Below are 22,535 nucleotides of genomic sequence, written 5' to 3'. Positions count from 1 at the left end.
AACAATTAAAAGCACGAAGCAACACTTTTTTAGCCTAAACAGAACAATTCAAGCACTAAACAGGCTAAAATCGTGCTTATACTGCAAAAAAATGTAGAAAATATAATTTAAGAAAGGAACAACGGGAATTAAAAGTCCAAAGAAAGTTGTTCACCTCCCAACAAATTGAACGTCATCCGATGATAAGGAGTTGTTCCATGTTCGGCAATGGCGGCACGGTGTTTTTTGGTAGGATACCCTTTATTACGGTTCCAGTCATAATAGGGATACTCTTCGTGGAGACGGTTCATATAATCATCACGATACGTTTTGGCCAGAATAGATGCAGCAGCTATCGAAAGGTATTTTCCGTCGCCTTTGATTACCGTGGTATGCGGGATACCGGGATATTTATTGAACCGGTTTCCGTCAATGAGCAGGTGTTCGGGACGGGTGGACAGTTGATCGACAGCACGATGCATGGCCAGGAAAGAAGCACGCAGGATATTTATCTCATCTATCTCTTCGGGTGAAACGATACCCACCGCCCATGCTATCGCTTCACGTTCTATTACCTCACGCAGGGCATAACGTTGTTTCTCCGTCAGTTGCTTGGAGTCATTCAGTAACTCATTCTTAAAATCTTTCGGAAGAATGACGGCAGCAGCATAGACAGAACCCGCCAAACAGCCGCGGCCTGCCTCATCGCATCCTGCTTCTATCAGATTCTCATTTAAATAAGGTAATAGCATCTTTATCGTTTTTATCTCTGCAAAGGTAAATGAAATAAAAAAGGAGACCTAGATTCCGGTCTCCATTTTCTTATCTTTTTAACACAAAATCCTTAGAACAGACTCCAGGCAACCGTAAGTCCTGCCATTACAATGGCTACCATGCTCATAAGCTTTATCAATATATTCAAGCTCGGACCGGAGGTATCTTTAAACGGGTCGCCCACCGTATCGCCCACCACCGTTGCCTTATGAACCTCACTTCCTTTTCCTCCGAAATTGCCTTCTTCCACATATTTCTTTGCATTATCCCAGGCACCACCGGCATTTGCCATAAAGATAGCGAGCACGAAACCGCTGCTCAAACCACCGATCAACAAACCAAGCACACCGGGAACACCGAAGACAAGTCCCGTAAAGATAGGGGCAATGATAGCAATCAATGAAGGAACCACCATTTCGCGCTGTGCCCCCTTCGTAGAGATTTCCACACAACGTTCGTAGTCCGGTTCGGCTTCTCCCGTCAGGATACCTTTTATTTCACGGAACTGACGGCGCACTTCGTCCACCATGTGTCCTGCCGCACGTCCCACGGCATTCATGGTCAGCCCGCAGAACAGGAAAGCCATCATAGAGCCGAGGAACATCCCCGAAAGTACCTTCGGATTCATCAGGTTCACTTCATAATAGTTCATGAAGTCAATGAAAGTAGCATTTGCCACACTGATTGTATTTCCGTCCGAGAAAGTCAGATCCATATTGCCGAGACGAGTCAGTCCGATACGTATTTCTTCAATATAAGAAGCGAGCAAAGCCAATCCCGTCAAGGCAGCAGAACCAATCGCAAAACCTTTTCCGGTTGCGGCAGTCGTGTTTCCGAGAGAATCGAGCGCATCGGTACGTTTGCGGACTTCTTCACCCAAACCGGACATTTCCGCGTTTCCGCCTGCGTTATCCGCAATCGGGCCGTAAGCGTCCGTTGCCAAAGTGATTCCCAGCGTAGAAAGCATACCGACGGCAGCAATGCCGATTCCGTACAACCCCATACCGATATTGGCAAAATCGCCGGCAGCAGCCAGTAGATAAGAAGCAATGATACCCACCACAACTGCAATAACGGGGATAGCCGTAGAAAGCATTCCCAGACCGATGCCGGAAATGATGACCGTAGCAGGTCCCGTCTTCCCGCTTTCACTCAACTTCTGAGTAGGACGATAGGATTGAGAAGTATAATATTCAGTAGAACGGCCTATCACAATGCCGACAAGCAGGCCGACGACCACCGCACAGGAGATCCAAACCCAGTTCTGCAACTGCAAAAGCCACAGGATAAAGAAAGTAGCAACGACGATAAGTACAGAACTGAGGTTTGTACCGAACGCCAGCGAACCAAGCAGATCTTTCATCTTCGCATTCTCTTTGGTACGGACGGCGAAGATACCTATAATAGAAAGGATAATCCCGACAGCCGCAATCAACATCGGAGCAATAACCGCTTTGAACTGCATAGCCGTGTCCGAAGAATGAATAAAGGCGGCAGCACCAAGCGCGGCAGTTGCCAGGATCGAACCGCAATAAGATTCGTACAAGTCGGCTCCCATGCCGGCCACGTCACCCACGTTGTCACCTACGTTATCGGCAATAGTGGCAGGGTTGCGCGGGTCGTCTTCGGGGATTCCGGCCTCTACCTTACCTACAAGGTCGGCCCCCACATCGGCAGCTTTCGTATAGATACCACCGCCGACACGGGCGAAGAGTGCCTGAGTGGAGGCCCCCATACCGAAAGTAAGCATGGTGGTAGTGATTACACAGAGTTTATGAGTCGGTGTCAGTGCGTCAGCAGGAATCACTTCGTTCAGCAACAAATACCAGAAAGAAATGTCGAGCAGGCCGAGACCGACTACGACAAGTCCCATTACCGCACCGCTCCGAAAGGCAATCCTCAATCCGGCATTCAGCGAACCGCGTGCCGCATTGGCTGTACGGGCTGATGCATAAGTTGCCGTTTTCATCCCCAGAAAACCGGAAAGGCCGGAAAAGAAACCACCCGTCAGGAAAGCGATAGGCACCCAAGCATTCTGAACGTGGAAACCGTAGGCCATGATTGAAAACAAAATGACCAGCCCCAGAAACACCCAGCCTACAATCTTGTATTGCTGTTTCAGGTAAGACATAGCGCCTTTGCGCACAGCAGCGGCAATTTTTATCATTTGGGGAGTACCTTCACTCTCCTTCATCATTTGCTTATGGAAGTAATAAGCAAAGCAGAGGGCTAACACGGAAGCGACCGGAACCAGCCAGAAAAGAATGCTATCCATAGGATTAATTTTTAAAGGGTTTACGGAGGCTAAAAGTATGAAAATCAAACGAAAAAAGCAAGTAAGTAAGATTATTTTTTGAACAGTAGATGTACTCACTTTAATTGCCATGTCATTCCCCTCTTTCCGGCAAGCAGCTTGTCGGAGGGTTTGTTAAGTGGGACTTTATGGGAAGAGAAGCCGGTATAGTTCGATTGGAATACCGGTATAGTTAGGTTGGAGCACCGCTTTAGTTAGTCTGCCACGGCTGTGGAGAGTATTCGTCACACCCGTGGTAATATCTCGTCACGCTTGTGGAAAGAACTCTCCACGGCCGTGGCAAATTAACTAAAGCGGTATTCCGACAGAACAATACCTACCGGATAACAGATGTATAGCGGGTGTATAAGCTATGTTTAACGGTGACTTATTTACCGTAGAATTTAGCATCAGCATCAAAATCTGGCCCGTACATCATAAATTATCATTATCTTTGAGCGTTTTTATGCCTGTAAGCTAACTAATACCCAATAATTATTATTCAAAACAACATGAAGAAACTATTTCTACTACTAATGGCTTTGTTTACCTTGGCACAAGTGAAAGCCCAGGAAAAGAGTGTTATCCAAATCTCAACGGACAACACAGACCTAATCCTTCAAGTAGCCCCTAACGGCCGACTTTATCAGGCTTATCTGGGTGACAAACTACTAAATGAGCAAGATATCAAGCACTTTTCGCCTTATGTAAAAGGTGGCAGTGACGGCAGTGTTTCTACACGCGGCTGGGAAGTCTATCCGGGTTCCGGTGCCGAAGACTATTTCGAACCGGCTGTGGCTATCACTCACAGCGACGGAAATCCAAGTACGATTCTCCGCTATGTATCTTCCGAGCAGAAGGCCGTGACAGGGGGAACAGAGACAATTATCAACCTCAAAGACGACCAATATCCGGTAGAGGTAACTCTGCACTACATCGCTTATCCGAAAGAAAACGTCATCAAGACATGGAGCGAAATCAAGCACAACGAGAAGAAACCCGTCACCCTGTGGCGCTATGCTTCCACAATGCTTTATTTCTCCGACTCCAAGTATTTCCTAACCGAGTTCAGCGGCGACTGGGCCAAAGAAGCTCAAATGAGCAGCCAGCAGTTACAGTTCGGAAAGAAAGTAATCGACACCAAGTTGGGCAGCCGTGCCGCCATGCATACACATCCGTTCTTCGAACTGGGATTCGGACAATCGGCACAGGAAACACAAGGCCGCGTGATGCTGGGTACGATCGGCTGGACCGGTAACTTCCAGTTTACATTCGAAGTAGACAACGTTGGTAACCTGCGCGTAATCCCTGCCATCAACCCTTATGCATCTGATTATGAATTGAAAGCGAACGAAGTATTCACGACTCCCGAATTTATGTTCACTTTCAGCAATAACGGAACGGGCGAGGCCAGCCGTAACCTTCACGCCTGGGCTCGCAACTATCAGCTGAAAGACGGACAAGGTGACCGCCTCTCCCTACTGAACAACTGGGAAAACACTTACTTCAAATTCGACGAACAACTCCTTTCCGAACTAATGAAAGAGGCCAAACATCTTGGGGTAGATATGTTCCTGCTCGATGACGGCTGGTTTGGCAACAAGCATCCGCGCAACAGCGACAATGCCGGACTAGGCGATTGGGAAGCAATGAAATCCAAACTGCCCGGCGGTATCCCTGCTCTTGTGAAATCCGCTAAAGAAGCCGGAGTGAAGTTCGGCATCTGGATTGAGCCGGAAATGGTCAACCCGAAAAGCGAACTCTTTGAAAAGCACCCCGACTGGGCTATCACCCTGCCGAACCGCAAGACTTATTACTATCGTAACCAACTGGTTCTCGACCTCAGCAACCCGAAAGTGCAGGACTTTGTGTTCGGCGTAGTCGACAACATCCTGACTGAGAATCCGGAAGTTGCCTATTTCAAGTGGGACTGCAACTCACCGATCACCAACGTCTATTCTCCCTACCTGAAAAACAAACAGGGACAACTTTATATCGACCATGTACGCGGCATATACAATGTACTCAAACGTGTGAAAGAGAAATATCCCAATACACCGATGATGCTCTGCTCCGGTGGCGGCGCACGTTGCGACTACGAGGCCCTGAAATATTTCACAGAATTCTGGTGCAGTGACAATACCGACCCGATAGAACGTCTGTTTATCCAATGGGGATTCTCACAAATCTTCCCTTCCAAAGCGATGTCTGCACACGTGACTAGCTGGAACAAGAAGACAAGCGTGAAATTCCGTACCGATGTAGCCAGTATGTGCAAACTGGGCTTCGACCTCGGACTGAAAGAGTTGAATGCGGACGAACTGACTTACTGCCAGAATGCAGTTGCCAACTGGACACGTCTGAAGAAAGTGATTCTGGACGGCGACCAATACAGACTGGTCTCTCCTTATGACGGCAACCACATGTCCGTGATGTACACCGCACCGGATAAGAACAAAGCTGTGCTTTATACTTATGACATTCATCCGCGCTATGCTGAGAAACTGCTTCCGGTGAAACTTCAGGGATTGGATCCGAGTAAGAGGTATAAGGTGAAAGAAATCAACCTGATGCCGAATAAGAAGTCGAATCTGGGCGCTAACGAGAAAACTTATTCCGGCGACTATCTGATGAAAATAGGTATCAACGCCTTCACAACCAATCAGGCTTTCAGCCGTGTGATTGAGCTGACTGCGGAATAAGAGACAACTTCCCATTTCGCAGGCAACCTGTCCTTCTCGAGAGGTTAATCAGGTTGCCTGCGAAAAATTTCTTTAAAAAAGTGAGGAGTAAAACCGACTTCTCCCATTATGGTAATGTCACTGCTTGATAAATAGGGCCAACAATATAAGCAGTAATATTAATTTTAATCCAAAGAACATTACCATGAAAAACTCCGGATATTGTTTAAGCCTCATCTGCCTCTTTATATCGTTGTGTCTATACGGATGTAAAGATAACGCGGAAGAAAGTATAACGGAAATCTTTGAAATCGCGACAGAGGATCTGATACAGAACTTCAGTAAAGATGCAGCAAACGTCAGCATCTCTATCACCACAAACTTAAACGTAGATAATTGGGAAGCGAAGGTTACTGATAAATGGCTCAGGGCCACACAATTCAAAAACAGTCTGAAAATATCAGTAGACGCCAATATCGGTTCGAACAGACGTACCGCCAACGTTAAAGTATCCTCTGCAACTAAACATTATACCATTACAGTCACCCAATATTCCGCCAGTGACATTGTAATTGAAGAAGATATACAGGTAAAACCCTATGCCGGTAAGGCGAGCGAAGAGGAAACGGACCCGGACCGGAGCATCGAGCATTCCTTTGATGATAAATTTATTGCCGACGGCGGAGTACCTTACCACAGTAAATGGGGACAATCGGCCGATTTCCCGGTTATCCTGGAATACTATTTCGAGGGTAATACGGATATTGATTATTTCATCTATCACACTAATTCAGGAAACGGCACATTCGGGAAATTTAACGTATATACGCAGACGAAAGAAAACACGGAATACGTGCATCAGGGAAGCTATGACTTCAATATGCGCAACTCTCCCTCCATTGCCTCACTCAAAACTCCGGTAAAAGCCACCAAAGTAAAGTTTGAGGTTCATAGCGGGAAAAACGGACATGTCAGTTGTGATGAAATGCAGTTCTTCAAAAAGAACAAGAAAAACACTCTCGAAGAACAGTTGCTGACTGTCTTTACAGATATTACCTGTTCCGAAATAAAACCTGATGTCACGCAAGAGCAGATAGAAGCATTACCCGAATTCTTCATACAAACGGCATCGGCTTTAAAAGACGATAGTTATAATAAATGGGAAAAGGAATTCCGGATACGGGAATATTGTCCTTACAGCTCCGCCGACGAATGGGCGGATAAGCTGATGACGAGGAAATACGGAGATCTCGACAATCCTACAGGAATCTATGTGAACGAAGGAGATGAGGTAGTCGTACTGGTAGGAGACACTCACGGGCAAAGTATTTCAATCCAGAATATCGGGGAAGAAACAAGCAAAGGTTATGCACAAACTTCTGTCAACGGTGATATCTATCCCCTGAAGGAAGGAGTCAACAAACTGACAGCCAAGCAAACAGGTATGTTGTTTGTAATGTACAATACGAACATACAAAACCCCGATGCACAACCGATTAAAATCCATATCCCGTTAGGCGGAGGCAAAGTATGCGGATTCTTTTCCTTAAAAGAGCATCAGACCAATGAGAAATACAAGGAGTTAATAGACAAAGCCGACTATAAATATTTCTGTGTCATCGGCAACGCCATCATCCTCTATTTTCATCATAAGCAACTGAAAGCAGCAGTGCCGTATGATATCCTGTCGTCTATCGAACTTTGGGACAATATGATCCAATGGCAACAAGAATTGATGGGTATTGAAGACGTATACCCCAAACAAATGAATAATCATATTTTTGCCATATCTCCCGAAGGCGGATATATGTGGGCTTCGGAAGGCAGGATAGGATTTGTATATACCGTTCTGGGGGATATCCTGCGCAAATCTTATCTTATGGCCTCCAGAAATTCCTGGGGACCGGCACACGAGATCGGTCATGTACACCAAGGTGCCATTAACTGGGCCAGCACAACAGAGTCCTCCAACAATTTATTCTCCAATTACACGATTTATAAGTTCGGTCAGAACTGCTCCCGAGGGACAGAACTGGCTGTACCGGAATATGCGGCTAACGTCAAGAAAGCCACATTGGTATTCAGAAGATGTGTAGAAAATAAAGCCTGGTGCGACTTTGGAACCGACTATCAGGGAGAGGACCCGGAAATGCATGCACGCATGAACTGGCAATTATGGAATTACTATCATCGCTGCGGATATAATCCCCAATTCTTCCCTACTCTTTTCAAATTGATGCGCGAAAACCGTGTATCAACCCAAGACCCGGGAGAAAATCAAATGATGTATGCCAGAATGGCTTGCCGGGCTGCTAACGAGAACCTGACAGATTTCTTTGAAAGGTGGGGGTTCTTTGTCCCGATCTCTATGAAGGTCAACCAATACGGTACGTACAATTACATTGTCACGGACGCCATGATTAAGGAAACGAAAGAATTTATGAAGCAGTTTCCGGCTCCCAAACACGCTTTCTACTATCTGGAAGACAGAAAGAAAGGTGACCCCGGACTCGATACGACTCCACCGGATGTCGGTTACTTCACTCAATTTGCAGAGGACATGAAAATCACCAAGCAAATTACTTATACTATATCCGGACATCAGGTGAATGTTCAAAACGGAGAACAGGCAGTAGCTTTTGAAATAAAAGAGAATGATAACCTGAAATATTTCGGTACTTCTTTCCAGTTTGAAATTCCCAATACTATTTCACCGGATCGTGTCAAATTATACGCTGTACAAGCGGACGGTGTACGAATCGAAATGACTCGTAAATAAAATCAATGATTAGTATGGCCCTATTAATCAACAGTATATATTTATAATCAATAACAATCTAAAAAAAACACCATGAGAAAAGTCTTACTATTCGTGTGCCTGTTAATGGCAGGAATGACAGTCAACGTAAACGCTGCAAAACAAAAAGCCAAGCACGTCATCTTAATCGGTATGGACGGTTGGGGGGCTTACAGTGTCTCTAAAGCGGATATCCCGGCTATCAAAAGTCTGATGACCAACGGATGTTACACACTTCATAGCCGGAGCGTACTCCCTTCTTCGAGTGCTATCAACTGGGCTTCCATGTTTATGGGAGTGGGAACAGAGTTACACGGATACACCACCTGGGGCTCGAAAACTCCGGAGATCCCTTCACGTGAGGTCAACGAACGGGGGATCGCTCCTACCATTTTTTCTGTCTTGCGCGAACAGCGTCCTAAAGCCGAAATCGGTTGTTTGTATGAATGGCCCGGAATCAAATACCTGGTAGATACGTTAGCCATGAGTTACCAATATCAGACTCCGGGATACGCCAAAGCTCCCACTGCCTTATGCGAAGCAGCCGAGAAGTATATTATTGAAAAGAAACCGGAACTGCTAGCTATCTGCTTCGAAGAACCCGACCACACCGGACATACCAAAGGGCATGACACTCCGGCCTACTATCAGATGTTGAAAGAACTGGATGGATATGTGGAACGTATCCTGCAAGCTATTAAAAAAGCCGGTATATGGGATGACACCATTATTATTATGACGGCCGACCACGGTGGTATCAAAACCGGGCATGGCGGCAAGACACTGAGGGAAATGGAGATTCCATTTATTATTTCCGGCAAGAATGTCCGCAAAGGCATGGAAATCAAAGAAAGTATGATGCAATATGACACTGCGGCAATGATTGCCTATATACTAGGGCTGAAGCAGCCTCAATCTTGGATTGGACGTCCGGTAAAGACGGTTTTCAAATAAGATCATTACTATAATAGTTACTTATATTACAAAAAGAATATGGATACTGCAAATCACACAAGACGGAGAAAGTCCGGCCATGTTTTCTTGCAGTATCCATATCACATAAATATCCGTTCAAACTAGTCTTCTTTTTATAGTAAACAGAAATCATCATTAGCTCTCCGATATAATTTAATTTATTTTTTATACTTTTGCCACATGTTGCTACAAAATACAACAGTTGTTAATCATTCTAGTACAATTATAACAAAGTACACAGAGTACACGTGTATGAAGGAGAGTAAAATGCATTATCAAACTAAAGAGGATGCGGAATTATGGGTTCTGCTAATCAAAGGAGACAAGCTGGCTTTAGAAATAATGTACCGGCGTTACTTTCCGCACCTGTTGAATTATGGACATACAATCTCCACAAACGAAGAATTAATAAAAGATTGTATTCAGGATCTCTTTGTCAACGTATTCAACAACTCTAAATTCCGCCCCATAGACCATGTCAAATCTTACTTATATACAGCCCTTAGAAACAATCTCGTATATAAGATGTCCTCGATGAAAGAGACGTACCAGTTAGAAAATGCAGAGTTTGAGATTCCATTGACAGATGATGAACTGGAAGGACTCTTTGCACACGACGATACTTATCTGGAAAGAAGCAAATTGCTAAAGGAGGCCTACCGGAAATTATCCGCCAATCAGCGTCATGCCGTTTATTTGTACTATATCAAAGAACTTACATGGGAGGAAGTTGCCGAAATATTAGGTATTACAGTGCACTCATCCATGAACCTGATAGGGAGAGCTATTGTCAAATTACGACGTTTATTTGAAAATAAATAATTTTTTTCCATAAAAGTGAGGAGTAAATTCGTTTTTCCCATTATAATAACAGAACAGTCGAATGATGAAAGAAGAAAAAGGAAATATTGAACAAATGAGCGAACGGTTGTTCCACTACCTTCGAAAGAGAGAAAGTTCCGCTTCCCAAGAAGCAGAAGACGAGGTATGGAGCAAAATCAGTGAGCAAATAGACAAGAAGAAGCATATTCCCGTCTATCGCTGGCTTATACCGGTGACAGCTGTTGCTGCTGCTTCTCTCCTGTTTGTATTCTGGCTGAATAATCAAGCTTATGATACGATTCATTCGGCAGATGTTCAAAAGTTTGTATCTGCTGCAAATACTCCGGAGAAACATATTGAGCTGATTACGGCTACCGGAACGAAGATAAAAGTAGATGAAAAAGCTACCGTGGCTTATGCACAAGACGGTTCTTTATTAATCGACGAGAAGAAAATCGCGCCCCGACAGAGTACCGGGGAAGGAGAAGAAGAACATCCCATGAACCAGATTATTGTACCAATGGGGAAACATATCAAATTACAATTGTCTGATGGCTCTCAACTGGATATTAATTCCGGAACGAAGGTTGTTTATCCCCAAAAGTTCAAAAAGGAATATCGGGAAATATTCGTCGAAGGAGAAATATTCATAGATGTGACTCATAAGGAAAGTAACATCCCCTTTATAGTAAAGACATCACTCTTTACTGTAAATGTGCTGGGTACTGCCTTCAACGTAAAAGCTTATAAAGAAGATACTAAAGCCGAAGTCGTATTAGTACGGGGAAAGGTGGAGGTAAAAGACAAAAAGGAACAGAATTATACGCTGATGCCTAATGAGCTGATTGCTCTGAATGAAGGAACATATACTGACAAGAAAAAAGTCAATGCGCTCGATTATATCAGCTGGATTGACGGCATTCTGACATTGAATAATCAGGCACTAAGTATAGTATTAGAGCAGTTACACCGCTATTACGGAAAAGAAATTATTTATGATACAGGTATAGAAACAATGCCGATGCACGGGAAACTTGATTTGAATGAAGGGTTACAGAAAGTATTGTCAACTATTGCCATAACGGCACCTGTTACCATAGAAGAAAAGAATAATATATATTATGTCCACATGAGAAAAGAAAACTAATTATTAATCTTAAAAACATCGAATATGCCTATGATATGAAAACACACGAAAAATCCGAATAATATTCGTAGTATTATTCGGATTAGCTAAAAACATTACCTATCAACATTAAGTAGCGTTCTTAAAATTACAAAATTATGGAAAACTGTAAATTTACTACAAGCAGGAGTGTTAAAAGATACAAATTCCTGTTTGTACTGGCAATTTTTTTATCATCTTTCTTATCTGTCTATGCAGAAGACGTCTCTAACTATGTAGAGGAAAAAACATTCACATTCAGTTTCGAGAATGTACCTCTAAAACAAGTACTGAGCCATATTGAGAAAAATAGCGAATTTATCTTCGTCTATTACGGAGAAACCATTAATCCCAACCGCAAGGTATCTATTAAAGTAACGAACCAACCAATTCGTCCGGTACTCGACAAACTATTTAAAGGTATGTCGGTAGAATATACAATAGACAACAGGCAGATTACACTCAAAAAAGTAGCTCAAAAGAAAGTTCAACCGCAAAGTTCTAAAAGAAAAACAATACAAGGATTTGTATTGGATAAGGACGAACAACCGATCACCGGGGCAACTATTAAAATTAAAGACAGCACGACAGGTGCTCTGACGGACATTGAAGGTTTCTACAAGCTTGAACTTGAGGAAGAAAATCCGGTCCTGATAGTCTCATTTATGGGATATATCACCCAAGAAGTGAAAGTCGGGAAGAAGAGTATACTCAACATCCAACTGGAAGAAGACACTAAGGCATTGGATGAGGTTGTAGTCACAGCCTTTGGTATCGGGCAGAAAAAGGAAAGTCTTGTCGGAGCTATCCAACAGATACGCCCGGAACAGCTAAGAGTACCTTCCTCACGTTTATCTTCTTCTTTTGCGGGACGTTTATCAGGAGTTATCGCCGTACAACGAAGTGGCGAACCGGGAGCAGACGGCGCCAGTTTCTGGATTCGTGGTGCTTCTACATTCAGTGGCGCAACTGATCCTCTCATCATCCTGGACGGTGTGGAAATTGACGCAACCCAACTGAACAATCTCGATCCTGAAGTAATTGAAAGCTTCTCAATACTAAAAGATGCAACGGCAACAGCACTCTATGGAACAAGAGGAGCTAACGGAGTGATGGTAGTCACGACAAAGAATGGGGAAAATCTGAAAAAGCCGATCATTAACTTTAGAGTGGAAGGGGCTATATCACAGTTGACAAATGTTCCTAAAATGGTAGACGGTATCACTTATATGAGATTATACAATGAGGCACAGACACGTACTCCCGAGACTACCGATATCTATTCGGACGAAAAGATTAATGCTACAATAGACGGTGTCAATCCTTATATGTATCCCAACATCGATTGGTACAACGAGATGTTCAAGAAAAACACTTTTGCCGAACGGTTCAACTTTAATATCCGTGGCGGAAGCAGCCGGGTAGATTATTTTATGAGTGCAAGCGTCAAGCACAGCGACGGTAATCTTAAATCACTCAGTAAAGACTTCTACTCCTTCAACAACAATATCAATGTCTACAACTATGATTTTGTCAATAATCTGAATATCAAGGCAACCAATACAACTAAAATATCGCTAGGACTAAATGTGTCGGTACGAGACTGGAGCGGGCCTTATAGTAGTGCCGGAAGCGTATTCTCAAGTGCACTCAATGCAAATCCGGTAGACTTTCCGATCCGTTTCCCCGGCCAGGAAGATGACACTCACATCCGTTGGGGAGGAAGATCTGGTGCTCCGAACGGAAGTTATGTCAATCCTGTCGCCGATTTTGTATCCGGTTATAGTTCCACGTACTCTACAAGTGTAACAGCCAACCTGCGTTTTAATCAGGACTTGAAGATGATTATGAAAGGACTGAAACTGAATGCTATTGTTTCATATTACAACTATTCATATTCTAAAGTGTATCGTTATTGCAACGTCAACCAATATGAGACTTCCATGTATAATCCACAAGAAGATACATACGACTTAAACATCATCGGCAACGAACAAAGTACCGAGCTTAAAACCGGAGGTTCCAATAGCGGTAACCGTAGATTATATCTACAAGCCAGCCTGGATTATAACAGAACATTCAATGACGTGCACAAAGTCAATGTCATGTTCCTATATAATCAAGAACAGAATGACGTTAACAACCCTTCGGACTTGCTGACATCCTTACCTAGAAGGAAACAAGGTATAGCAGGACGTTTATCTTACGGATTTGCCGGCAGGTACTTAGCCGAGTTCAACTTTGGCTACAATGGTTCTGAAAACTTCCCGAAGAATAAGAAGTTCGGTTTCTTCCCTTCAGTAGCAATCGGATACAATCTGTCTGAAGAGAAATTCTGGGAACCGCTCAGAAACATCATCCCGCAATTTAAAATAAGAGCATCGTGGGGGCTTGTCGGTAATGACCAGACAGGAGCCGGACGTTTTACGTTCCTTGAGAACCTTACTAACTCCGGAGCCGGATTCACAACCGGGACCGGTAACCAGACACACACCAACTCCGGTCCTGTATGGAAAAGATATGCCAATCCGAACCTGACATGGGAGGTTGGTGAGAAATGGAATGCCGGTATTGATGTGAGAATATTGAAAGGATTCAGTTTCTCTGCCGACATTTTCAAAGAAGTGAGAAAGGAAATCTTTATGGATCGTGGAACAATTCCGACACTCATGGGACTTGGTAATGTTACAGTTCAAGGAAATCTCGGAAAGATGCGTAACTGGGGAATAGATACCAGTGTAGACTACAACAACCAGATTAACAAAGACTTGTTTGTCTCTTTCAAGGGAACGTTCACCTTTGCTCATAATAAAATACTTGAAATGGATGAGCCGGAATTCAGCTTATATCCCAACCGTCTGAAAGTCGGCCATTCACTCAATACAATCTTCGGATATGTAGCGGACGGATTATTTACCGACGAAAATATGATTAACAATAGTTTGCCGCAACAATTTGCCAATCTGCCGTTAATGCCCGGTGATATTAAGTACAAAGATATTCCGAATGCATTAGGAGGTACGGACAATGCAATCAATGAATATGACAAAGTTGCCTTAGGTTATCCCAGTGTACCGGAAATTGTATATGGTTTCGGCCCTTCCATTAAATACAAAAATCTGGACTTCTCTTTATTCTTTCAGGGAACCGGACGCGTATCATTAATGATGAGCGGATTCCATCCTTTCACCAACGATAACAATACCGCCAAAAGAGGTATATTAGATTACGTAGCAGATGGATGCTGGACAACAGATAATCCTAATCCCAATGCATCATACCCCAGACTCACGACGGCATATAACACAAATAATAACCAGAATTCAACATTCTGGCTGAGAAACGCCGCTTTTTTAAAGCTCAAGAATGCGGAAATAGGATATAATTTCAAGAATATGAGAATTTATGTCAGCGGCAACAACCTGCTAACATTCTCTAAATTCAAATTATGGGATCCAGAAATGGGAGGTGGCTCCGGTATGTCCTATCCTACTCAAAGAACATTTAATGTTGGTTTTCAGATGACTATTAACTGATAAATATATAATAAAATATGAAACTGAGATATATTTACATCATTGTATTATGCATCTTAACAAGCGGATGCAATTATCTGGATATAATGCCGGATGAACGTGCCAAACTGGAAGACTCTTACAACACTCCGTCCAAAACCGAAGGATTTCTCTATTCGTGTTATACTTATATGCCGATGAACCGCACTTCTCAAGATTCACAGCCGTACCAAAGCTGGTATCCGACAGCATTACTGACCGGAGGAGAAGTAACTACTTATTATAAAGCCAACGAACCGGAACAGTTGTTCACAATGGGGCTTTATAACCCGACTAACAATTCAATCGTTTCCCACCGTTGGTGGCCGACATGGAAAGGGGTCCGCCAATGCTATGAATTTCTGGATATTCTGGATAAAGCCCAAGTTTATACTGAAGCCGATAGGGAAATATATAGAGCAGAAGCTAAGTTTCTAATTGCTTATTATCATTTCTGTTCTTTGCAGGCATTCGGTCCCACTCTCATCATCAGGAAGAAATATGATTTGGATACCAAATTATCCGAATTACCGGCACGAAGTTCTTACGATGAAGTAGTAGCTTTTATTGATCAAATGCTTGATGAAGCAATGCCGGGGCTGGTTGAAGCTCATAATCCGATGTATTTCGGACGGGCAACCAAACATGTAGCACGCGCTCTCCGCTCCCGTGTACACTTATACGCTGCCTCACCTTTATTCAACGGAAACAGTGAGTTTTACAGTAACTTCGTTGACGAAAATGGGAAACATCTAATTTCACAGACATACGACGTCAAGAAATGGGAGAAGTGTGCGGAAGTGACATTGGATGCTATTCAGAATGCGGAAAAAGCAGGCTACAAACTATACGGAGATGTTGAAGCCGGAGCTCCAACCCAAGAAAAACCGGGATTCACAGACCAGACCGAAAGCGGAAAAGCTCAGCGCAGAGTCAGATATTGTACGATTGACAACCAGAACCTATGTGAAATCATCTGGGGAGATAATCGAGGCGAATCAACATACGGTGTACAAATTCGTTCGTCAGTCAGACAGACAAAACAGATCCCGTACACGCAGACTAACTCTACTGCACCTACCTTGCAGATGGTCGAACTCTTTTATACAGAGCATGGATTACCTATCGATAAAGACAAGACCTATGACTATCCTAACCGTTATCAAATAGCTTATCTACCTGCAAACTTTGACGGGAATAATTATGAAGACAGACCGAATGACCGCTCTATCAAACTACATTTTAACCGTGAACCACGTTTCTATTCATGGATAGGATTCCATAACGGTAACTACGAAATAGCACGATATAATGCAGAAGCACTTCCTTTGAACAAATCTTATGTACCCGGCGGATTAAGAATGTTGTTCAATGGAGCACATGGTTTCAAAAAAGATATGACGGTGCACTATTCGGTAACAGGATATCTTAACAAGAAATTCACACATCCCGGATTTACTAATGCCATTATCAAATATCCATTCCCCACATTCCGGCTGGCGGAACTGTACTTGAATTATGCCGAAGCCTTGATCGAGATTGGGGGAAGCAATAATCTCAAGATCGCTAAAGAATATATGGATAAAGTAAGGAAACGCGCAGGCATCCCGGGAGTAGATGAGTCTATTCAGAAATATGCAAATGATGAATGGAAAGGAAAAGAAAATGAACAGGAAACTTTACGCCAATTTGTCCGCCAGGAACGACAAATAGAATTCTATCTGGAAGGACAACGTTTTTGGGATTTGAGACGTTGGAAAATAGCGGAAAAACTGGATGAACCTTTCTTGTGCTGGAATATTGAAGGAGCCAGTGTAGAGGAATTCTTTAAAGCTCCACAACCCAACATGACATTAACGAATCATTTCTATAAATCACAATATCTGTTGCCAATCAGTGCCAGTGAACTGGAAAAGACTCCGCAAATCATTCAAAATCCATTCTATTAATATTCACCATGAAGAACAATCAACTTATGATTGGACTTGCTCTATTAGCTCCACTCTCTTCCTTTGCGGAAGAGAATGGAGCTAATAAGAAAAAGCCCAATATTATCTATATTCTTGCAGATGATCTGGGTATATCGGAATTAGGTTGTTATGGCCAGCAGTTAATTGAAACTCCTAATATCGACCGGTTATCACAAGAAGGAATGACATTCAGCAACCATTACTCCGGGACAGCAGTGTCAGCTCCATCGCGCTGTGTCCTCTTTACCGGATTACATACCGGGCACGCCTATATACGGGGGAATGACGAAATGGCTTCACGTGGAGATGTTTGGAATCATAAAGCTGTATTAGCTGATTCGACCCTGGAAGGCCAACGCCCCGTTCCGGCAGAAACGGTAATGATTCCGGCAGTCATGAAGCAAGCCGGCTACACAACGGCCTGTATCGGAAAATGGGGATTGGGGTATCCCGGTTCTGCCAGTACCCCAAACAAAATGGGATTTGACTTTTTCTACGGATATAATTGCCAAAGAGAAGCTCATACCTACTACCCTCCATTTTTATATAGAAACGAACATCGGGAATATCTGAATAATCCATTGGTAGTCCCCCACACCAAACTGGATAAAGGTGCAGACCCATACGAAGAAAAAAGCTATGCGAAATATACTCTCAATGAGTATGCACCGGACCTGATGTACAAAGAAATACTCAACTTTATCGACCTTACTAAAGATAACCCTTTCGTCTTATTCTGGACGACGCCCCTTCCCCATGTTCCCTTACAAGCACCGGAAAAATGGGTAAAGCATTATGTGAACAAGTTTGGAGATGAAAAACCATACACAGGCAATAAAGATTATTTTCCCTGCCGTTATCCTCGCGCAACCTATGCTGCCATGATCAGCTACTGGGATGAACAGATCGGGGGACTTATTAATAAACTTAAAGAACTGGGAATCTATGACAATACCATCATCATTTTTACCAGTGACAACGGGCCGACTTTCAATGGCGGAAGCGATTCTTTCTTTTTCGATAGTGCTAAACCATTCAAAAGTGAATGGGGCTGGGGCAAAGCATCGCTCCGCGAAGGAGGCATTCGTGTTCCGATGATTGCCAGTTGGCCTAAAAAGATAAAAGCCGGTAGTAAAAGTGATCTCATCTGTGCCTTTTGGGACATTATGCCTACTTTCTGTGAGATTGCAAAAGTAGAATGCCCGACTACGGACGGAATCAGCTTTTTGCCGGAATTACTAGACAAAAAACAGAATAAACATGATTTCTTATATTGGGAATTTCCCGATAGCGGAGGCCAAAAAGCTGTCCGAATGGGCAAATGGAAGGGTATTGTATTGAATATTTTTAAAGGAAACAGGAAAATTCAATTATATGATCTGGATTCTGATCCCAGAGAACAGACAGATGTTGCCAGATACCACCCGGAAATCGTGAAAAGAATGGAGGATATTATGAAGCAGGAACATATCGAACCGGAACTAGCTTCATTCAAAATGCCTCATTAGAGCCTTAAATAAATCATTATTCATTCTGCTTATTCGGAATGAATAATGATTTATAATTTCAATGCCACCTATCTCAGTCATCCTCAATCTTTACGGCTGTACCGTTAGCAGTCACCATTAGCATACTGCCACTACCTCCTACTGTCTCGTAATCCAAATCAACACCTATCACGGCATTTGCTCCTAACTGAGCAGCTTGTGCCTGCATTTCCTGCAAAGCGGTATCTTTAGCTTTGCGCAATACTTCTTCGTACGCTCCGGAACGCCCTCCTACAATATCGCGGATACTTGCAAACAAGTCACGAAACACATTGGCACCTATGATTGTTTCTCCGGAAACGATTCCATAATATTTCACTATTCGTTTTCCCTCAATAATGGGAGTTGTTGTTATTAACATTGTCTTTTTCTCTTTAAGTTATTTGCAATTCTATATATTAGACGTAAACCGTCCTAAAAAAGTTGCAGCTATACCGTAATTTATTTACGATATAGCTGCCATTAATGTTAAAGAGAGAGAATTTATAATATAAGCATGGTCTCACGACCCTCCAGATATTCCATGAATATTTGTTTCTTTACTCATTAGACGCAAGAAAACTCAAATCACTGCACTTTGGGTATTCTTTTTTTAGTTAAAGAATAAAAAAATCGCTATTCCACAGAAATAGCGATTCATATCTTTAAAACATCTTGCTGACACGTTCAATCCCGGCCACCAATATATCAATTTCCGATTTCGTATTGTACATGGCAAACGAAGCCCGCACTGTCCCCTCTATGCCAAGGCGTTGCATCAAAGGTTGGGCACAATGATGTCCTGTACGGACGGCAATACCTAAGCGGTCGAGTAAAGTTCCGAGATCGAAATGATGAATGTCGCCGACAAGGAAGGATATCACCGCTCCATGGTCAGCAGCTTCACCGAATATACGCATAGTAGGAATTTCTTTCAGACGTTGCAGAGCATAAGTTGTCAGTTCATGCTCATGGGCGGCTATTTGCTCCAGACCGATACCATTCACATAATCGAGTGCTTTCGCCAGTCCGGTAGTTCCGATATAGTCAGGTGTACCGGCTTCAAACTTGAAAGGAAGTTCATTGAAAGTCGTTTTTTCAAAAGAGACATGCTGAATCATCTCTCCTCCTCCCTGGTAAGGCGGAAGGCGGTCCAGCCATTCTTCCTTTCCATAAAGTACGCCGACACCTGTCGGACCATATATTTTATGAGCGGAGAACACGAGAAAATCGGCATCCAAATCCTGTACGTCCACTTTCATGTGAGGGATAGACTGAGCTGCATCAATCAGACAGGGTACACCGTGAGCATGTGCTGTTGCAATCATTTCCTTCACCGGATTCACCGTACCCAATACGTTCGACACATGCACCACACTGACAATCTTCGTGCGTTCGGAGAATAATTTTTCGTATTCGTCCAACAACAGTTCGCCTTTGTCGTTCATCGGAATCACTTTGATTGCAATACCTTTACGAGCAGCCAGAAGTTGCCAGGGGACAATATTACTATGATGTTCCATTACAGAAAGGATCACCTCATCCCCTTCTTGCATAAACTCGTCACCAAAACTGGAAACAAGCAAGTTTATGCTTTCTGTTGTTCCCCGTGTGAACACCACTTCACTCGTGCTGCGGGCATTGATAAACTGACGTACCGTTTCACGAGAGGCTTCGTGCAGTTCCGTAGCCTGCTGTGAAAGATAATGCACTCCGCGATGCACATTTGCATTGACGGAATAATACTCATCTACCAATGCATCAACCACCAGACGGGGTTTCTGAGTCGTTGCACCATTATCGAAATAAACCAATGGCTTACCGTAAACCGTACGGCTCAATATCGGGAAATCCTCACGTATCTTTTGAATATCCATGTTTATTCGCTATTACTCATTTACAAATCGCACAACCCTGACATCTGTTCAACTCACCACGGAAACGTTTCTCAACCAACAGATGCAAGCGATCTTTCAGCGCATCCAGACGAATGGTATCAATCACTTCGTTGACAAACGCAAACATCAGAAGCAGACGAGCTTCTTTCTCGTTGATTCCACGGGAACGCATATAAAACAATGCATTCTCATCAAGCTGTCCCACCGTTGCTCCATGCGAACATTTCACATCGTCCGCATAAATCTCCAACTGCGGCTGCGTGTACATTCTAGCATCACGTGTAGCGCAAAGATTACGGTTTGTCTGTTGAGAATTTGTATGTTGGGCGTCAGGACGTACCAGCACTAATCCGGCAAATGCACCTATCGACTGATCATCGAGTACATATTTGAATAATTCATTACTTGTACAATTCGGAACCGCGTGATCAATACTTGTATTATTATCTATATGCTGGTTCTTATCAGCAATCGCCATTCCGCAAAGATTAATTTCAGCTCCTTCTCCTGCCAGCAATACCTCCGTAGTATTACGGGTAGTGCCATTATGCAAAGTCATACCATTCAGCAAAACGTTACTGTTTGCTTCCTGCTTTACATATAAATTACTAATACGGACAGTACTTGTATGTGTTTCTTCCAACTCATACAAATCAAACACCGTATTCTCTCCTGCAAAGACTTCTATTACCTGTGTTGCAAGGAAGTTCACATTATCCATAGCATGATCACAAATCAGGAGACGGGCTTGTGCACCATCTTCCAGAATAATCAACACACGGCGGTTCACCATGAAATTGACATCTGCACGAAGAATATTCACCAACTGGATAGGTTTTTCCACTACTACATTCTTCGGCACATAGAAAATTACGCCATCTTGCGCAAAAGTCGTATTAAAGGCGGTCACACCATCTTTTGAAGTATCCGCCAGTTTGCCGTAATACTTCTTCACCAATTCGGGATGTTGCCTGGCCACCTCTTTCAAGCTGCCAAATATCACGCCTTCCGGCAAATGACTTTTGGGAAGGGCCTTGTCATAGAAAGCGTCATTCACCACAAAATACAGGGCAGTGCTCATATTCGGCACATCGCACTTGAACACTTCATACGGATTGACCGGAATAGCCAGGCGATTCAGGTTCAAACCAAAGTCCGGTTCAAAATACTTGCTTACATCCGTATATTTGTACTTCTCCATTTTGCGGGTCGGGAATCCGATTCGCTCAAAATCGGCAAAGGCAGCAGCACGAGGCGCATTCAGCACTTCAGCGCTATGTTTGCAGATCATAGCTTCCGTCTGCGAGAAGAGTTCTATATATTGTTGTTCCGCATTCATCGTCATTCTCCTACTTCTTTCTTTATCCAATCATATCCTTTTTCTTCCAGTTCAAGAGCAAGTTCCGGTCCGGCAGTTTTCACGATACGACCTTTATAAAGAACATGCACGATATCCGGTTTGATATAATCAAGCAGACGTTGATAGTGAGTGATAACAATTGTGCTTGTTTCGGGAGTTTTCAATTTGTTCACTCCTTCCGCAACGATACGAAGAGCATCTATATCCAGACCGGAGTCCGTCTCGTCAAGAATGCTTAAACGTGGTTCCAACATCGCCATTTGGAAAATCTCGTTCCGTTTCTTTTCACCACCGGAGAAACCTTCGTTTACCGAACGGTTAGCCAATTTGTTATCCAATTCAACCACCGCACGTTTCTCACGCATCAGTTTCAGGAACTCGCTGGCAGTCAGCGCAGGCAGACCTTTGTATTTGCGTTGTTCGTTTACGGCAGCACGCATAAAGTTTACGATACTCACTCCCGGAATCTCCACCGGATACTGGAAACTAAGGAAAATACCTTCATGGCTACGATCTTCCGGACTCAACTCCAACAGATTCTTTCCATAAAAAGTGATTGAACCTTTCGTTACCTCAAAAGCCGGATTCCCCACCAGTACCGACGACAAAGTACTCTTACCGGAACCATTCGGTCCCATAATTGCATGTACTTCGCCCGGTTTCACCGTCAGGTTAATGCCTTTCAATATCTCTTTGCCATTAATGCTGGCATGCAGGTCTTTTATTTCTAACATAATCACT

Annotated in this window: 14 protein-coding genes; 8 read left to right on the top strand and 6 right to left on the bottom strand. The window is 43.4% G+C overall.

Features of this window, described 5'->3' with window-relative positions; genetic code table 11:
* Nucleotides 1-128: 128 nt before the first annotated feature.
* Nucleotides 129-731 (bottom strand): ribonuclease HII, encoded by a 603-nt coding sequence (locus CGC64_RS04695; RefSeq protein WP_005679245.1) that lies wholly within the window; start codon nt 729-731, stop codon nt 129-131.
* Nucleotides 732-823: 92 nt separating this feature from the next.
* Nucleotides 824-3,028: a sodium-translocating pyrophosphatase gene (locus tag CGC64_RS04690; RefSeq protein ID WP_005682393.1), complete on the bottom strand. Its 2,205-nt coding sequence runs from the start codon at nt 3,026-3,028 to the stop codon at nt 824-826.
* A 530-nt stretch (nt 3,029-3,558) separates the two neighbouring features.
* Here CGC64_RS04690 and CGC64_RS04685 point away from each other — a divergent pair.
* The 8 genes from CGC64_RS04685 (at nt 3,559) to CGC64_RS04650 (ending at nt 18,518) form a co-directional block, all read left to right on the top strand.
* Complete coding sequence (locus CGC64_RS04685) at nt 3,559-5,748, top strand: alpha-galactosidase (RefSeq protein ID WP_005679241.1); 2,190 nt, start codon at nt 3,559-3,561, stop codon at nt 5,746-5,748.
* A gap of 184 nt (nt 5,749-5,932) precedes the next feature.
* Complete coding sequence (locus CGC64_RS04680) at nt 5,933-8,506, top strand: M60 family metallopeptidase (RefSeq protein ID WP_005679240.1); 2,574 nt, start codon at nt 5,933-5,935, stop codon at nt 8,504-8,506.
* A gap of 72 nt (nt 8,507-8,578) precedes the next feature.
* Nucleotides 8,579-9,478: an alkaline phosphatase gene (locus tag CGC64_RS04675; RefSeq protein ID WP_005682396.1), complete on the top strand. Its 900-nt coding sequence runs from the start codon at nt 8,579-8,581 to the stop codon at nt 9,476-9,478.
* Between the two features lie 273 nt (nt 9,479-9,751).
* Nucleotides 9,752-10,321: an RNA polymerase sigma factor gene (locus CGC64_RS04670; protein ID WP_005679238.1), complete on the top strand. Its 570-nt coding sequence runs from the start codon at nt 9,752-9,754 to the stop codon at nt 10,319-10,321.
* 61 nt (nt 10,322-10,382) lie between these two features.
* The gene (locus CGC64_RS04665) at nt 10,383-11,468 is read left to right on the top strand and encodes a FecR family protein (protein WP_005679236.1); all 1,086 of its coding nucleotides are present in this window, start codon (nt 10,383-10,385) and stop codon (nt 11,466-11,468) included.
* 137 nt (nt 11,469-11,605) lie between these two features.
* Nucleotides 11,606-15,022: a TonB-dependent receptor gene (locus tag CGC64_RS04660; protein WP_005679235.1), complete on the top strand. Its 3,417-nt coding sequence runs from the start codon at nt 11,606-11,608 to the stop codon at nt 15,020-15,022.
* A 17-nt stretch (nt 15,023-15,039) separates the two neighbouring features.
* Nucleotides 15,040-16,989 carry a RagB/SusD family nutrient uptake outer membrane protein gene (locus CGC64_RS04655; protein ID WP_032855492.1) on the top strand — a complete coding sequence of 650 codons (1,950 nt, stop codon included), beginning with the start codon at nt 15,040-15,042 and terminating at the stop codon, nt 16,987-16,989.
* A gap of 8 nt (nt 16,990-16,997) precedes the next feature.
* Nucleotides 16,998-18,518, top strand: coding sequence for an arylsulfatase (locus CGC64_RS04650; RefSeq protein WP_005679232.1), 1,521 nt, complete (start codon nt 16,998-17,000; stop codon nt 18,516-18,518).
* 73 nt (nt 18,519-18,591) lie between these two features.
* Here the strand turns inward: CGC64_RS04650 and CGC64_RS04645 are convergent, their stop codons facing one another.
* The 4 genes from CGC64_RS04645 to sufC all read right to left on the bottom strand — a co-directional run bounded on the left by CGC64_RS04645 (nt 18,592) and on the right by sufC (nt 22,528).
* Nucleotides 18,592-18,918, bottom strand: a complete 327-nt coding sequence (locus CGC64_RS04645; protein ID WP_005679231.1) for a heavy metal-binding domain-containing protein — start codon at nt 18,916-18,918, stop codon at nt 18,592-18,594.
* A gap of 283 nt (nt 18,919-19,201) precedes the next feature.
* The gene (locus CGC64_RS04640; RefSeq protein WP_005679229.1) at nt 19,202-20,413 is read right to left on the bottom strand and encodes an aminotransferase class V-fold PLP-dependent enzyme; all 1,212 of its coding nucleotides are present in this window, start codon (nt 20,411-20,413) and stop codon (nt 19,202-19,204) included.
* Between the two features lie 16 nt (nt 20,414-20,429).
* The gene (sufD, locus tag CGC64_RS04635; RefSeq protein WP_032838470.1) at nt 20,430-21,773 is read right to left on the bottom strand and encodes a Fe-S cluster assembly protein SufD; all 1,344 of its coding nucleotides are present in this window, start codon (nt 21,771-21,773) and stop codon (nt 20,430-20,432) included.
* 2 nt (nt 21,774-21,775) lie between these two features.
* Nucleotides 21,776-22,528 (bottom strand): Fe-S cluster assembly ATPase SufC, encoded by a 753-nt coding sequence (sufC, locus tag CGC64_RS04630; RefSeq protein ID WP_005679227.1) that lies wholly within the window; start codon nt 22,526-22,528, stop codon nt 21,776-21,778.
* Between the last annotated feature and the right edge of the window lie 7 nt (nt 22,529-22,535).

Source organism: Bacteroides caccae (assembly GCF_002222615.2).
In the GTDB taxonomy this organism is placed as follows: Bacteria; Bacteroidota; Bacteroidia; order Bacteroidales; family Bacteroidaceae; genus Bacteroides; species Bacteroides caccae.
The sequence above is the reverse complement of the archived record's forward strand: the minus strand, read 5'-3'. Positions and strand labels throughout refer to the sequence as shown.

Bases quoted from the DNA above. Each gene is read 5' to 3' on its own strand.
- CGC64_RS04695 (WP_005679245.1), bottom strand. From the start codon at position 731: ATGCTATTACCTTATTTAAATGAGAATCTGATAGAAGCAGGATGCGAT.
- CGC64_RS04690 (WP_005682393.1), bottom strand. From the start codon at position 3,028: ATGGATAGCATTCTTTTCTGGCTGGTTCCGGTCGCTTCCGTGTTAGCC.
- CGC64_RS04685 (WP_005679241.1), top strand. From the start codon at position 3,559: ATGAAGAAACTATTTCTACTACTAATGGCTTTGTTTACCTTGGCACAA.
- CGC64_RS04680 (WP_005679240.1), top strand. From the start codon at position 5,933: ATGAAAAACTCCGGATATTGTTTAAGCCTCATCTGCCTCTTTATATCG.
- CGC64_RS04675 (WP_005682396.1), top strand. From the start codon at position 8,579: ATGAGAAAAGTCTTACTATTCGTGTGCCTGTTAATGGCAGGAATGACA.
- CGC64_RS04670 (WP_005679238.1), top strand. From the start codon at position 9,752: ATGAAGGAGAGTAAAATGCATTATCAAACTAAAGAGGATGCGGAATTA.
- CGC64_RS04665 (WP_005679236.1), top strand. From the start codon at position 10,383: ATGATGAAAGAAGAAAAAGGAAATATTGAACAAATGAGCGAACGGTTG.
- CGC64_RS04660 (WP_005679235.1), top strand. From the start codon at position 11,606: ATGGAAAACTGTAAATTTACTACAAGCAGGAGTGTTAAAAGATACAAA.
- CGC64_RS04655 (WP_032855492.1), top strand. From the start codon at position 15,040: ATGAAACTGAGATATATTTACATCATTGTATTATGCATCTTAACAAGC.
- CGC64_RS04650 (WP_005679232.1), top strand. From the start codon at position 16,998: ATGAAGAACAATCAACTTATGATTGGACTTGCTCTATTAGCTCCACTC.
- CGC64_RS04645 (WP_005679231.1), bottom strand. From the start codon at position 18,918: ATGTTAATAACAACAACTCCCATTATTGAGGGAAAACGAATAGTGAAA.
- CGC64_RS04640 (WP_005679229.1), bottom strand. From the start codon at position 20,413: ATGGATATTCAAAAGATACGTGAGGATTTCCCGATATTGAGCCGTACG.
- sufD (WP_032838470.1), bottom strand. From the start codon at position 21,773: ATGAATGCGGAACAACAATATATAGAACTCTTCTCGCAGACGGAAGCT.
- sufC (WP_005679227.1), bottom strand. From the start codon at position 22,528: ATGTTAGAAATAAAAGACCTGCATGCCAGCATTAATGGCAAAGAGATA.